This window comes from Halogeometricum sp. CBA1124 (assembly GCF_009741955.1).
Taxonomy (GTDB): domain Archaea; phylum Halobacteriota; class Halobacteria; order Halobacteriales; family Haloferacaceae; genus Halogeometricum; species Halogeometricum rufum.
This window is the reverse complement of the sequence record NZ_WPCD01000098.1, coordinates 1-12,914: the sequence shown is the minus strand read 5'-3', so window position 1 is coordinate 12,914 and position 12,914 is coordinate 1. Positions and strand designations below refer to the sequence as shown.

At 68.6% G+C, this 12,914-nt stretch carries 15 protein-coding genes and 2 pseudogenes; 9 read left to right on the top strand and 8 right to left on the bottom strand.

Features of this window, described 5'->3' with window-relative positions; genetic code table 11:
* On the bottom strand, positions 1-213 hold a 213-nt coding region (locus tag GJ632_RS12530; RefSeq protein ID WP_191453147.1), incomplete at its 3' end, for a hypothetical protein.
* Positions 214-576: 363 nt separating this feature from the next.
* Positions 577-1,846: pseudogene (locus GJ632_RS12525) on the bottom strand (amidohydrolase).
* Between the two features lie 173 nt (positions 1,847-2,019).
* Here GJ632_RS12525 and GJ632_RS12520 point away from each other — a divergent pair.
* The 3 genes and pseudogenes from GJ632_RS12520 to GJ632_RS12510 all read left to right on the top strand — a co-directional run bounded on the left by GJ632_RS12520 (position 2,020) and on the right by GJ632_RS12510 (position 4,140).
* Positions 2,020-3,538: pseudogene (locus GJ632_RS12520) on the top strand (Na+/H+ antiporter NhaC family protein).
* Positions 3,535-3,798, top strand: coding sequence for a hypothetical protein (locus GJ632_RS12515; protein WP_191453144.1), 264 nt, complete (start codon positions 3,535-3,537; stop codon positions 3,796-3,798). Before GJ632_RS12520 ends, GJ632_RS12515 begins: the two are co-directional and overlap by 4 nt.
* A gap of 75 nt (positions 3,799-3,873) precedes the next feature.
* A complete protein-coding gene (locus tag GJ632_RS12510) occupies positions 3,874-4,140 on the top strand; it encodes a hypothetical protein (protein ID WP_089806570.1) in 267 nt (88 codons plus the stop codon).
* A gap of 73 nt (positions 4,141-4,213) precedes the next feature.
* Here the strand turns inward: GJ632_RS12510 and GJ632_RS12505 are convergent, their stop codons facing one another.
* A complete protein-coding gene (locus GJ632_RS12505; RefSeq protein WP_089806568.1) occupies positions 4,214-4,546 on the bottom strand; it encodes an uS10/mL48 family ribosomal protein in 333 nt (110 codons plus the stop codon).
* Between the two features lie 270 nt (positions 4,547-4,816).
* Between GJ632_RS12505 and GJ632_RS12500 the strand changes: the two genes are divergently transcribed.
* The gene (locus GJ632_RS12500) at positions 4,817-5,278 is read left to right on the top strand and encodes a bis(5'-nucleosyl)-tetraphosphatase (RefSeq protein WP_089806566.1); all 462 of its coding nucleotides are present in this window, start codon (positions 4,817-4,819) and stop codon (positions 5,276-5,278) included.
* Positions 5,279-5,389: 111 nt separating this feature from the next.
* Positions 5,390-6,439 (top strand): DUF5787 family protein, encoded by a 1,050-nt coding sequence (locus GJ632_RS12495; protein WP_191453142.1) that lies wholly within the window; start codon positions 5,390-5,392, stop codon positions 6,437-6,439.
* Positions 6,440-6,475: 36 nt separating this feature from the next.
* Here the strand turns inward: GJ632_RS12495 and GJ632_RS12490 are convergent, their stop codons facing one another.
* Entirely contained in the window at positions 6,476-6,979 is a 504-nt protein-coding gene (locus tag GJ632_RS12490) for a DUF5797 family protein (RefSeq protein ID WP_191453140.1), read from the bottom strand.
* 147 nt (positions 6,980-7,126) lie between these two features.
* Between GJ632_RS12490 and GJ632_RS12485 the strand changes: the two genes are divergently transcribed.
* Entirely contained in the window at positions 7,127-7,900 is a 774-nt protein-coding gene (locus GJ632_RS12485) for an enoyl-CoA hydratase/isomerase family protein (protein ID WP_191453138.1), read from the top strand.
* Between the two features lie 12 nt (positions 7,901-7,912).
* On the opposite strand, the gene GJ632_RS12480 is transcribed toward GJ632_RS12485, so the two are convergent.
* Positions 7,913-9,406 (bottom strand): methyl-accepting chemotaxis protein, encoded by a 1,494-nt coding sequence (locus GJ632_RS12480; RefSeq protein WP_191453136.1) that lies wholly within the window; start codon positions 9,404-9,406, stop codon positions 7,913-7,915.
* A 132-nt stretch (positions 9,407-9,538) separates the two neighbouring features.
* Here GJ632_RS12480 and GJ632_RS12475 point away from each other — a divergent pair, with 132 nt between their 5' ends.
* The 3 genes from GJ632_RS12475 (at position 9,539) to GJ632_RS12465 (ending at position 10,956) form a co-directional block, all read left to right on the top strand.
* Positions 9,539-9,796 (top strand): hypothetical protein, encoded by a 258-nt coding sequence (locus GJ632_RS12475; protein ID WP_191453134.1) that lies wholly within the window; start codon positions 9,539-9,541, stop codon positions 9,794-9,796.
* A 96-nt stretch (positions 9,797-9,892) separates the two neighbouring features.
* Positions 9,893-10,216, top strand: coding sequence for a transcription factor S (locus GJ632_RS12470; protein ID WP_089806555.1), 324 nt, complete (start codon positions 9,893-9,895; stop codon positions 10,214-10,216).
* Positions 10,217-10,284: 68 nt separating this feature from the next.
* On the top strand, positions 10,285-10,956 hold the full coding sequence (locus tag GJ632_RS12465) for a hypothetical protein (RefSeq protein ID WP_191453132.1): 672 nt from the start codon (positions 10,285-10,287) through the stop codon (positions 10,954-10,956).
* Positions 10,957-11,035: 79 nt separating this feature from the next.
* Here GJ632_RS12465 and GJ632_RS12460 read toward each other — a convergent pair whose 3' ends face one another.
* The 3 genes from GJ632_RS12460 to GJ632_RS12450 all read right to left on the bottom strand — a co-directional run bounded on the left by GJ632_RS12460 (position 11,036) and on the right by GJ632_RS12450 (position 12,786).
* Complete coding sequence (locus tag GJ632_RS12460; protein ID WP_343161151.1) at positions 11,036-11,764, bottom strand: methyltransferase domain-containing protein; 729 nt, start codon at positions 11,762-11,764, stop codon at positions 11,036-11,038.
* Positions 11,765-12,172, bottom strand: coding sequence for a nascent polypeptide-associated complex protein (locus GJ632_RS12455; RefSeq protein WP_191453130.1), 408 nt, complete (start codon positions 12,170-12,172; stop codon positions 11,765-11,767).
* A gap of 104 nt (positions 12,173-12,276) precedes the next feature.
* Entirely contained in the window at positions 12,277-12,786 is a 510-nt protein-coding gene (locus GJ632_RS12450) for a sulfite exporter TauE/SafE family protein (RefSeq protein ID WP_191453128.1), read from the bottom strand.
* Positions 12,787-12,914: the final 128 nt, after the last annotated feature.

Here is a 12,914-nt window from a genome sequence, read left to right as displayed (position 1 = left end):
GGCAGTCTCCGTTTCGGTCTCCGTCTCGTTCGGGGTCTCCGTCTCGTTGTCGACCGGTTCCGAGACGGTGACGTTGGTCGTCGCGCCCGGACCCGTGAGCGTGACGTTGTTGCCCACGATGGTCACGTCGTCGCTGGCGACGACGATACAGGCCGCGACGGCCGTGTCGTTGGCGACGAGGGGCGTCGATTGGTCCGGCGTCGCGTTCGCCAACTCGTCACTTATTTCGTACGTACCCGGCTCTGAGATGGTCGTACACGAATCGATAACAGTCGATGCCTCTTGTGCGGTCGCAGGTTGAAGCGCGCTGAGAGGTGCGACCGGCGCCATCACCGCGACCAATAGGGCGGCGGCTACGGCACAGGCTTGTCTGGCTGTCGGCATGCGGTGAGAACGACAAGCGCAGTCCTGTTAAATCATATAAGCGAAATTACAAATTTTCACTCGGCGGTGACAGTCGCCCTTTCAGATTAACGGGAGGGAGACTGTCGTCGAGGTTCGAGTGTACCGAGATCGTGACAGTAGCGGACGCCGGCAAGTCGCGGCGAGTCCGCGGTCCGGCCGGTACCGTCGTCGTCAGGGACGGGTCGAAGCGATGTCGAGTATCGCGCCCGAGAGCACGTCGATTCCGAGACCGATGGAGTCCTCGTCCACGTCGAACGTGCGGGTGTGGTGGCCGCCGGGGTGGTCGGTGCCGACGCGACGTAGGCGGCGAGTCCGCCGTTGTCCTGTACTTCCTGCATCAGGTAGGTGGCGTCCTCGCTCCCGCCCAGCGAGTCGCGTTCGACGACCGACTCGACGTCGGCGTTCGCCGCCGCGACGGCCGAAACGATGGAGACGAGTTCGTCGTCGCTCGCCGCCGACGGGGCCCGCCCCTCGGTCGAGATATCCACCTCACAGCCGTGCATCTCCGCCGCCGACCGGAGCACGCGGTGGGCCTTCTCCTCCATGTACCGCATCAGTTCGGTCGTCTCGCCGCGCACCTCGCCGCCGAGAGACGCCTCCTCGGGGATGATGTTGGTCGCGGTGCCCCCCTCGACGATGCCCGCGTTGACGCGCGTCGCGCCGTCGGCGTGCCGCGGGATGCCGTAGAGGTTCTGGATGGCCGACGCCATCGCCTGCACCGCGTTGTCGCCCTGTTCGGGCCGCGCGCCCGCGTGGGCCGGCGCACCCGTGAACTCGGCCTCGAAGTGGGAGGCGGCGAGGAAGCCCTCGATGCCGGCGACGACTTCGCCGGAGGGGTGGTCGAGGCCGACGTGCGTCGCCAAGAGGTAGTCCACGTCGTCGAGGTGTCCCGACTTCGCCATCGGCTTGCCGCCGGCGACCTGTTCCTCGCCGGGTTGGAAGAACACCTTCAGCGTCCCCTGGAAGTCGCTCTCGGCGACGGCGTCGAGGACGCCGAGTCCGATGGTCGCGTGGGCGTCGTGGCCGCAGGCGTGCATGTACCCCTCGTTCTCCGAGCGGAACTCGCCCGCCACGGGGGCGTGGCCGGCGTCCTCGGACTCGGTGATGGGCAGGCCGTCGATGTCGACCCGGAGGGCGACGGTCGGCCCCTCGCCGCGTTTCAGCACGGCCACCGCACCGGTGAACCCGCCTTCGAGTCGGTCGAGGACGTCCTCGCGGGCGCGGCCTCGCGGGCGCGTTCGAACCACTCGGACAGGACGTCGTCGTCGGGGACGGCCATCCGGTCGTCGGCCGACAGCACTTCGGGGCCGACGTAGAGGGCGTCCAAGTCGCGCGTCTCCAGTTCGTCCACGAGTCGGGCGGTGGTGTAGAACTCGCACCACGCGGGTTCGGGGTGTCGATGCAGGTCGCGTCGGAGTTCGACGAGGTTCGAGGCCGTCATACGCCTTCGGTTGCGTCCGACCGTCATAAACCTCTTCGAGGAGGGCGGGGTTGCCGGAGACGACGCCGAGTCGTCGTCGCCGTGCCCGTTCGTGACAGCTACCTCGACAGTTGTCGGAGCGAACTCGAACGAGAACGCGTCGTTTATCAGAGGCGGCGTGGACGTGCGAGTGAATGAGTCACCAGAGTGACGACCCCGACGTACGGTTCTACGGTGGACGTCTCGCGAGTGCAATCCCGATAGCGTTCTTCATCGCGTGGGCTATCGTCCAGAGCGGACTGCTCGGCATCGGCGACACGACGGGACTCGTCGCCGGGATGCTCGTCGGCCTCATCGTCGGGATGTTCTTCGTGAAGGGCCCGTGGAAGGTGTACGCGGACATCATCTTCGACGGGATGACCGAACGCGTCGCCGCGACGGCCATCGTCGCGTGGTTGTGGGCCGGCATGTTCGCCGAGACCATCCAGGTCGGCGGCTTCGTCGACGGACTCGTCTGGGCCGCCGACGCCGTCAGCGTCGGCGCGTCGCTGTTCCCCGCCCTGACCTTCCTCCTCGCCGCCCTCCTCGCGACGGGCATCGGGACGGGGTACGGGACCGCAATCGCGTTCACGGCGCTGGTGTTCCCGGCAGGCGTCGCCCTCGGCGCGGACCCCGTCCTCCAGTTCGGGGCCATCCTGTCGGGCGCCGTCTTCGGCGACAACCTCGCACCCGTGAGCGACACCACCATCGTCTCCGCGGTGACGCAGGACGCCGACATCGGCGGCGTCGTCGCCTCGCGACTGAAGTACGCCGTCGTCGCCGCCGTCTTCGCCTTCGTCGCGTACGTCGTCGCGGGACAGGCGATGGCGGGGCAACCGGTGAACGTCGGCGACGTGGGCGGGGAGGGCTCCGCGCTCGGACTCGTCCACCTCCTCTCCATCGGCGTCGTCATCGTCACGGCCGTCTCCGGACGGCACATCATCGAGGCCATCTCGTGGGGGCTGATCGTCTCCGTCACCCTCAACCTCGCTCTCGGCCTCTCCGACGCCTCCGCGATGCTCGCCTTCCGGGCCTCGCAGGCGTCCGACCTCGTCCAGACGATCGACGCCCTCCCCGTCGTCGGCGCTCTCGTCGTCCCGGTCGAACCCGGGAACACCGCCGTCGCCGGCAGTCTCTACTCCGGTGCGGCGGGCTTCTTCCCGCTCATCGTCCTCGTCCTCCTCATCGTCGCGGGCGCGCAGGTGATGCAACGCGGCGGCGGGTTCGAGGCCATCCTTGAGTTCCTCTTGGAGTCCGTCGCCACCACCGTCCGCCGCGCGGAGACGACGATGGTGCTCGGCACGGCCCTCGTGAACGCGATGATAACCATCAACACGGCCGCCGAGATAGCCATCGCGCCGTACATCCGGACGCTCGGCCGCCGGTTCAACATCAACGGCTACCGACGGGCGAACATCCTCGACGCCAACACCTCCGCGCTCGGGTACATCTTCCCGTGGGGCGGCGGTCTGTTGGCGGGGGTACTCGGCGATGCAGACGCTCCCGCAGGAGTACGAGTGGTTCACGCAGGCGATGGTGGTCAACCCCGCCAGCGTCTGGCCGTACGTGTTCCACGGCTGGTTCCTCGTCGCCGTCTTCCTGTTCGCCGCGTGGACCGGCTACGGACTGGAGTACGTCTCCGACCGGCAGTCCGAGGAGGTGAGTCGCGTATGAGCTTCTTCCGGAAGCTGACCGCCGGTCTCCACCTGCGGACGGCGACGCCGACGTACGACGCGGGCGAGGAACTGGTCGCGTTCGTGACGGGACTGAACGGCACGACGCCCATCGTCCGTATCGGCGACACCATCATCGAACTCCCCGACGCGGACCCCTCGCTGGTGGACGCGACGGTGCGCTTCGAGGTGGAGTCGTTCGACGACTCGACGTTCCGCGGCCGCGGGCGGTTGCTGGACGTGCTCGAAGAACCGGAGTAGCCGTCTGTCGCCGAAGACAGGACAGCAAACGAGATAGACGGAATCGTTTATATTATCGCGGAGTCAGCCGGGTGCATGGACAGAGACGCCTTCGACGAGGTGGTACGCGAAGACCGAAAGGAGAAGACGGGAAGCCGCGAGAGCGGGCACAGTAACGAGATAGAGCGGGAGTACCGGTACAAACCGTTCGTCGAGTGCCCGCGGTGCACCGAGTGGAAACTCGCGGCCCACGTCCGACAGACGCGAGAAGAGAGCAGCATCCTCGCCGCGTTGGGCGACTGGGAGACGGCCGAACGGTGGTGGCAGTGTACGAACTGCGAGGGGCGGTTCGACGTGGAGTAGTGGAGAGTAACAGAGCGGAGAGAAGTGCCGAGTAGCGACGAGGTGACCGTTTGCCCCTCCCGGTGTCCGTAGACTACTTGTTGCGGTGGCCGAGCGGTTTCTTCTGTTCGACCTCTATCTCGACGTGGAGGCTCTCGGGGAACTCCATGTGGCCCACCTCGCGGGCGATGTGGTCGTTGCCGTGAATCTCCAGCTTCCGCGAGTAGACGGTGTAGTCCCACGAGGAGAACTCGTCGCCCGGGCCGAGGTTGCGGTACTGCGGGACGGTGTGGTGCTCCGGCGGCGACGCGTGCGGGCCCTTACACTCCGCGCCCTTTCGTTCGAGCATCGCCTGCAGGTCCGATAGCTGTTCTTCCAGTTCGTACCGATTCCCGCTCTGAAAGGTGAGTTTGGTGACGAAGGTCATAGCTGGGGTGCGCGTGAGAGGTAGGTGAACAGCGACGCGTAAAAGCGCATCTATCACCGCTCTGCGACTGTTTCACACCCTGAACGGTGGCGAACGAACGCGCACCCCGAGCGCGTACGCCGGCCGCCCACATCGAACCCGAAATCGGACGCGAGCGTTCAGAACGCCGGCACCGGGCGACTCACGCGGCCTGCCGGAGGTGGTGGGTACAAGAAAGCGACGCTACAGGCACCGATAGCCTCTTAAAACCTCGCACATTTACGTACAGTAATGCCAGTGCAAGCGGTGAGCGCTGGGGCCATCCTCTTCCGCGACACCCGCGGCCGAAGGGAGTATTTGCTCCTGAAGAGCCGACCGGGGGACTGGGAGTTCCCCAAAGGCGGGGTCGAAGGGAAAGAGGAGCTTCAGCAGACTGCCATACGCGAAGTCAAAGAGGAGGCCGGAATCAAGGAGTTCCGCCTCGTCGACGGCTTCCGCGAAGACTACGACTACGTGTTCGAAGCGAACGGAAAGACCATCCACAAGACGGTGCACCTGTTCATCGCCCGGTCGTTCGAGGCGAGTGCGGAACTCTCCACCGAACACCGCGACCTCCAGTGGCGCGACTACGAACAGGCCCTCAACACCATCACGCAGGACGGCCCGCGTAACATCCTGAAGAAGGCCCACGAGTACCTCGACGACGTGGCCGCACAGGACGAAGAAGAGGGGACCACGACGTACCTCGCCTGACTCGCCTGACGGCGAGGCGCGTCGGCGTCGGACGGCGGCGTGAGCGGTGCGGCTAGCCCCCGTCGGGGCGACGCCGACCCGAGCCGACCCGAAATCGACTTCTCCCCGCGGATGCGACCGAGTCACGTGTACCCCGAAGGCGCCGAGTTCGGCTTCGAGTTGCTCGTCTGTCGGTGGGCCGAGGCGGCGTGGCCGCCGGACGGCGGGAGCGACGGCGACGCCGTCATCGTCGCCCGGCAACTCGGCACGAAGCGACGCCGCTGGGACACCATCGTCGTCGAGTGCGACCCCGCCGGACTCGCCGCCCGCGCGCGGTTCGGCGACCGGGAACTCGATTCTGACCTCCTGCACGTCGTCCGTCACGCCCCCGCCGAATGGGCGTGGTACCGCGACGCGCTTCCCCACCCGGGCTACCCGTGGCGCTACGTCCGCGCGGCCGTCCACCGCGCCGCCGGCCGGGGAGTCGTGGAGAAGCGCCGTCGGAACAACCGCATCGAGATTCGACGCGTCGCGCCGTACCCCGACTGGGTGCGGCGCATCGTCGCCGTCGAGAACAAGCCGGACCTCGACGCCTCGGCGGCGCGCGCCCTCTCGGACCAACTCGCGCGGGACGTCGACACCGCGCTGGCCGACGAGGTGTGGGTGGCGACGGCGGCGACGGGCGGACGCGTCGAACCCGCACTCCTCGAAGACGTGCCCGTCGAAGTCGGCATCCTCGCGTTCGCGTTCGACGCCGACGCGCCCGGCGACGCGTGGGCCGACGCGACGGTGGAGTGGCACCCCAGCGACGTAACGCCCGCCGACGCCGAGAGCGACGAGGAACGGACGACCACCCGACTCGAACTCGCCGAACGCGCCTACGGCGCGGGCTGGCGGTCGTACCACGACACGATGCGGCCCGACTGCCGGCACTTCGAACTCCGGCGCTACGGCCGCGCCCTCGTCCCGCACTGTGCGGCGAAGGGCGGGCCGCAGACGGCCGCCGAGTGCGCCGGGTCCTGTCCCGACTTCGAGCCCGAACCCCCGGTCTGGCGGACCGGCGGGTGGCCCGTCGAGGGCGGACCGGGGAAGGGAATCCAGTCGCTCCTGCGCGACAGGCGCGAGTGGGTCAGACGCCGCGAGTACCCCGAAACGGGGGACGCGGACGCGGGCGAGAACTAGTCGAGTCGGCGGGCGTCAGTTGGCGAGCGACGTCCGTCAGTCCGTCACCTCGACGTCCACCGAGTCGCGTTCGACGGCGAGGCGGAACGTGGGGACGGTCCGGTAGACGACTTCGACGACGCCCTTCCGCCGGAGGCTCTGGAGGGCGCGGCGGACGGCGTCCACCTCCGGGTCGGTGTCGAACGCCTCGCGCACCTTGTTCAGCACGCTCACGACGCTCTCTGATCGGTCGTCGGGCCCGGCCAGTACCTCGAACACGCTGGCCTCCAGCGTCGGCACGCGGATGACCGACGGCACCTCGTCGCCGGACTCGCCGACTTCGACGCCCGGTTCGACGTCGACCAACTCGGCGGCGTCCGCCGTCGCGCGGATGAGGCTGTTGTCGTCGCGGTAGTAGTACTCCTTCAGGTTGTTCTCCAGGTACTGGTGGACTTCGCTCCCGGACTCCAACCCCCACTGCTCCTGTAACTCCTTGTTCTTGGTCGGCTGAAGTCGGACGACGTCAGCCAACCGCGCCTTCGCTTCGTCGGAGAGGGTCATATGCTGGTGATTTGCGGCGCCCGTAATAGACCTGTTTCATGTCACTCGACGGTTCGGGTACCGGTCGCCGGCGTGCCCGGGTCGCGGTGTCGCCCCCGCGCCGCCGGCGTGCGAACGTTTACCCCGTCGCCCTACGTGCCATCGGCCATGTCGTGGGACACGATCAGACTCGAGTGGGACGGCGACGTGGCGACCCTCGTCGTCGACCGACCCGACCGGATGAACTCGCTGAACGTCGACACGCTGGACGCCATCGAAGAGGCTCTCGCCCGGGCCGGTGAGGAGGAGGCGCGGTGTCTCGTCCTCACCGGCGCGGGCGACGAGGCGTTCGTCGCCGGCGCCGACATCTCCCACATGAAGGACCTCGGCACCGCCGAGGCGCAGGCGTACGCCGAACAGGGCCACCGCATCGCCGCCGCGATAGAGTCGTTCCCCGCGCCGACTATCGCCGCCATCAACGGCTACGCGTTCGGCGGCGGGTGCGAACTCGCACTCGCCTGTGACCTGCGCGTCGCCTCCGAACGCGCCCTCATCGGGCAGACGGAGATAGACCTCGGCATCATCCCCGGGTGGGGCGGCACGCAGCGACTGCCACCCCTCGTCGGGGACGAAGTCGCGCGGCGGATGATATACTTCGGCGAACGCGTGGACGCCACGGACGCCTTCGAACGCGGACTGGTCGGGGAAGTCGTCGCGCACGACGAACTCCGGACGCACGTCGCCGAGATGGCGGCCGAACTCGCGGCGAAGCCGAAGTTCGCGCTCCGCGCCGCCAAAGAGGCGCTCAACGCCGTGCACGAGTCCCCGCGTTCGGCCGGCCTCGAACACGAGGCGCGGGCGTGGAGCGGGTTGTTCGGGACGCACGACCAGCGAGAAGGGATGGACGCGTTCCTCGAGAAGCGAGACGCCGACTTCGAGTGACGGCGCGCGGCGTTACGCGCGCTGGCCGTCCGGTTCCGCGCGGGCGTCCGCCGCGTCGTCCGACTGCGAGTCCAGTTCGCCGACGGCCGACTCCAACCGTTCGAGCGCGGTGACGATGTCCTCGACCAGTTCTACCTGTTCGGTGTTGGCCGCCGCCGCCGATTCGACCTCTTCTTCCACCCGCTTGGACCGTTCGGTGGCGGTGTCTATCATCGAGGCGACTTCCTCGGTCCGGACCGCCTGGTCGTCGGTCGCGCCGGCGATGTCCTCCATCCCGGTGGAGGTTGCGTTGACAGCGTCGAGGATGGCCTCCTGATTGTCGACCATGTCGCGAATCGCGTCGGCGCTGTCGCGTACTTCCTCGGTGACAGACTCGATGCTCGAAACCGTCTCGCTGGCGTCCTCGCGCGTCTCGTGGATTATCTCCTCGATGCGTTCGGACTCGGTCTGGACCTCGTTCGCCAGCGACTTCACCTCGTTGGCGACGACGGCGAAGCCCTCGCCCGCCTCGCCGGCGCGCGCGGCCTCGATGTTCGCGTTCAGCGCGAGGATGTTCGTCTGGTCGGCGATGTCGTTGATGACCTCGACGATGTCGTCGATCTCGGCCACCTGTTCGGCGAGTTCGCGCGTCTGTTCTGCGGCCTCCTCCCCGCTCTCGGCCACGTTCTCCATCCGCTCGACGGCGTGTTCGCCCGACTCGGTGCTCTCGGCGGCCAGTCGCTCGGCCTCCTCGGAGCGCTCGTTTATCTCGTCGGCGGAGGCGGCTATCTGCTCGACCGTCGCCGACAGCGACCCCACTTCGCCGGACACCTCGTCCATGTTCTCGGCCTGCTCGGCGGCCATCGCCGACGCCTCGCTCACGGCGTCGCCCACCTGTTCGCTCATCGCCGTCGCGTCGGTGGCAGTCTCCATGACCTCAGCAGACAGCGTCTCCTGCGCCCTGCGAATCCGCCGTTGCTGTTCGACGAATTCGGTCGCGTCGGCGGTGAACTCCACAGCGCCGACGCTGTCGCCGTCGGGGTCGAACAGCGGGACGGCCATCCCGCGGACCCACCGTGTCCCGACAGCCGTCGGCACCTCCCGGTAGTCGTCCTCGTCGACGACCGTCCCGGTCCGTTCGGCCGTCTCCGCGATTGTCTCGTCTTTCCCCTCCGTCTGGAACGCATCGTAGGCGTTCTGCCCCAGCAGTTCGCTCTCGTCCCGCCCGAACAGTTCCTCGAGCGCGCCGTTGACGTGGACCAGGTCGTGGTCGTCGTCGACCGCGAACCCGGGCTGTGGAAGCTGTTGGACCACCTGTTCGAAGAGTCCGCGCCAGTAGTCCCGCTCGTATCGGAGGCGCGCTACCTCGTCCGTCGCGTCGGTCTCAGGTCTGAAGCCGGGGACGTCCGGTGCCGACACGTCGGCTCCGCCCGCCACGTCGTCGACGACGCCGCCGTCCGTCCGTCTCTCGGCGCTCTCGTCGTCACTGTCGGTCGAGGAACGCAACCGTCGTAGCCAGCGTCTCATGACATACGGCGGTCGCTCCCGGCTAATAAAGCCCACATCTCGAATATCAAAGTTGATACCACAACGATGCCAAATGAGAACGCGGCTCTCACAGAAACGTAACGATAAGTGTACAGGGAACGAACTACGCCTATGAACGAACGCATCAACCTGAGCCGCCTCGAATCCCGCCTCGAGGACCTCTCGTACCCGGTGACGAGAGACGACGCCGCGGAGGAACTCTCCGACGTGACCGTGCAGATGGCCGACGGCGAGGCGAACCTCGGCGCCCTCGTCTCGGAGGTGGGAGGAGGGTCGTTCACGTCGCCGAGCGACCTGTACGAGGACCTACAGAACACGATGCCCGTCGAGGCCATCGGCGAACCCGGGCAATCAGACGGGGACGCCTGAGGTCGCCCCGTTCGCGGACGCGGCGGCCGTGTCGCGGTCGCCGCCTCGAGCCATTCCCGGACGCTTAAGTGTGAGAAGCGACTGCCTCAGGTAACAATGGAGTTCTGCGACGAGTGCGGGTCGATGATGAAGACGGACGACGGCGTCTGGGTCTGCGGTAACTGCGGGTACGAGAAGCCGAGAGACGCGGCCAACGAGTCGCACATGACCTCCACCGCCGCCCGAGAGGACTCGGAGATAGTGGACATGTCGGACGTCGACGACGCCGAAATCGGTCCGACGACGACGGTGAAGTGCCCCGAGTGCGGTCACGACAAGGCCCGCTACGAGATGAAGCAGATTCGCTCCGCGGACGAGTCCGAGACGCGCTTTTTCACCTGCGTCGAGTGCGGCCACAAGTGGCGCGAGGACGACCACTGACCGTCCTCGCGGTTCGCTTCTTCCTCCCCGTCGGTTCGAATTAAGGACCGCCCGCCCGTAGCCGTGGTATGGCGACGACCGACGGCTCTCCGCCGGACGTCCGCGTCCCAGACGGTTGGGAGCGCACGTCCTCGACGACGGAGACGATGTTCGACGCGAAGGTGGTCACCGTCCGCGCGCACACCGTCGTCCTCGAGGACCGCCGACTCAGAACGACGGTCCGCGACCGGACCGGCGCGGACGAGACGTGGCGGTTCTTCTTCGCCAGTCGCCTCGCCCTCCGGCCGAAGACCGGTCGCTCGAAGGCGCTCACCCGACTGGTCACCGACCGTGCGAACGACGGCTTCGTCGAGCAACTCCGCGAACGCGGGTTCGCCGACGTGGAGTCGGTCGAGAAGCGGCGGTTCGCCGTCGGGCGGACAGAGGCCGACCTGACGCGGTACCGCGCCCGCGTCGAGGCGACGACCGGCGCGACCGACCCCGCGTCGACGGACCCCCCGGAGTCGGACGGGGAGCCGAGGGGGTCGGCGGACGCCGTGGCCGACGGCGGCGAGACGGTGCGCGTGGCGGCCGAGGGCTATCTCGCGGTGTGGCCCGACGACGACGGCGGCTACCTCCTCGCCGGCGGCGCGTACCCGCTGTCGGTCGAAGACGAGGCGGTCGACCGGACGCTGGCGTCGCTGGTGACGCCGGCGCAACACAGAGAACAGTTGTTCGAGCTGATTCGGTCGGTCGAGTGACGGCGTCGGCGCGACGGGGACGGCCGGCCCGGGGTCGGTGCGCCCCCGCAGACGGTGCGACCGGCGCGCCGCGCCGACCTCACTCGTACCGCGCGAAGACGAGGTAGCCCGTGTGGCCGACGCCCGCCGTCGAGGGGCGGGACCCGCGCTCTTCGAAGTCCATCCGGCGCTGGATGGTCTCGAACGTCTCCACGTCGTTCAGCCCCGCCTCGCGGGCCGCCTCGACGGCGGCGCGACTGTTCTCGACGAACGGCGAGTAGACGCTGACGTAGCCGCCCGACCGGAGCAGTTCCGGGGCGCGCCCGACCACCTCGGCCGCGTCGGCGGTGTCGAGCGTCAGGAGGTCGAACGGCCCCTCGTCGACCAGCGAGTCGAGTTCCTCCGTCACGTCGCCGGTGCGAACGTCCACGTGGGTCTCGACGCCCGCCAGACGCATGTTCTCGCGGGCCACGTCGGCGAAGTCGGGGTCCAGTTCGTACGTCGTCACCTCGGCGCGCATCCGGCCGAGGTACGCCGAGAGGACGCCCGTGCCGGTGCCGGCGTCGAGGACTCGGTCGCCCGCCGCCGCGCCGGTGTGCCCGACGATGAGACCGATGTCGCGGGGCATCATCGGCGCGCCCGTGCGCTCGAGGTGGTTGAAGAGGTCGGGACCGCGGAGGCGGCGAACGACGAACGGTTCGCCGAGATGCGTCTCGACGACGTCGCCCGGTTCGGCGTCCTCGGGGACGGTGAGGACGCCGAGGTCGGTCTGGAGTTCGTCACCCGGCGCGCGCAGGTACTCGCGGTCCTCGTGGACGAGCAGGTACACTTATTCGAGGCGCGAGATGGCGGCCGCGAGGTCGCCGTTCTCGGCCTCCAGCGCCTCTCGCGCGTCGCCCTTGGGGACGCCGGCGCGCTGTGCGACGAGTTCCACGTCGGAGTCGGGAATCGCCTCGTCCTCGTCGGCGCTCTCCGCGCTCTCGGCGGCTTCGACGGCGGTCGCGTCCTCGCCGCCCGCGTCGCCGCTTCCGCGTTCGCGCGTCTCGGGCTGGCCGACTATCTGGTACGTCTCCTGGCCCTGCGCGTCCATGCGCGTGACCTGGGCGTCGCTGAAGACGAGTTCCTCGTCGGCCGTCTTGATGACGACCTCCTCGGCGTCGAGTTCCGTCACGTCGATGCCCATCTGTTTCATCATCTGCTTCATCTTCCGCGGGTTCATGCCGCCTCCGCCAAACATACTCGCACGGACGGGACCCGGCGGCAAAAAGGGTGGCGAAGCGCCCCGCGAGCGCCGCGTCCCGCGGGATAGCGCCGCCGAGGCCCCCGGGGCCCCGCACCCGGTCAGGCGGTGAGCGCCACGTACGGACCGAGAACCGCGAGAACCGTCGCGAGGACGCGCTTCAGGCGCGCCGACGGGACGCGGTGGGCGACGCGCCAGCCGACGAGGACGCCGAGCAGTTCCGGCACGCCGACGAGGACGGCGAGGGGGAGAGAGACGGCCCCGCGGGCGAAGTAGCCCGTCGCCGCGAACCCCGAGACGAACACCGACTGGACCTGCGCGGCGGCGACGGCGGCCAGCATCGGGACGCCGCCGGTGACGAGGATGGGGACGGCCAGCACCGGCCCGCCGACGCCCAGCAGTCCGCCGGCGGTGCCGACGAAGAGGCCGACGGCCGCTCCCCCGACCGCGCCGATTCGGCCCTCCGTCGAGGCCGGCTGGGTATCCTCGTCGTCCGCCTCTCGCCGCTCGGCGGCCTGACGCCAGACGAGGGCGGCGGCGACGACGAGGAAGGCGCCGAGCAACGCGCGAACGCGCGTCGGAGACGACGGCGTGAGTTCGACGCCCAGCAACGCGCCGGCGGACGCCGCCGAGACTCAACGCGGCGGCGAGACGAAGTCGCCCGCGGTCGGCGAGTTCGCCCGACCGCACGTAGGAGGCGGTGCCGAGGAGACCGGTGAACACGAACGCGTCGTCGTCA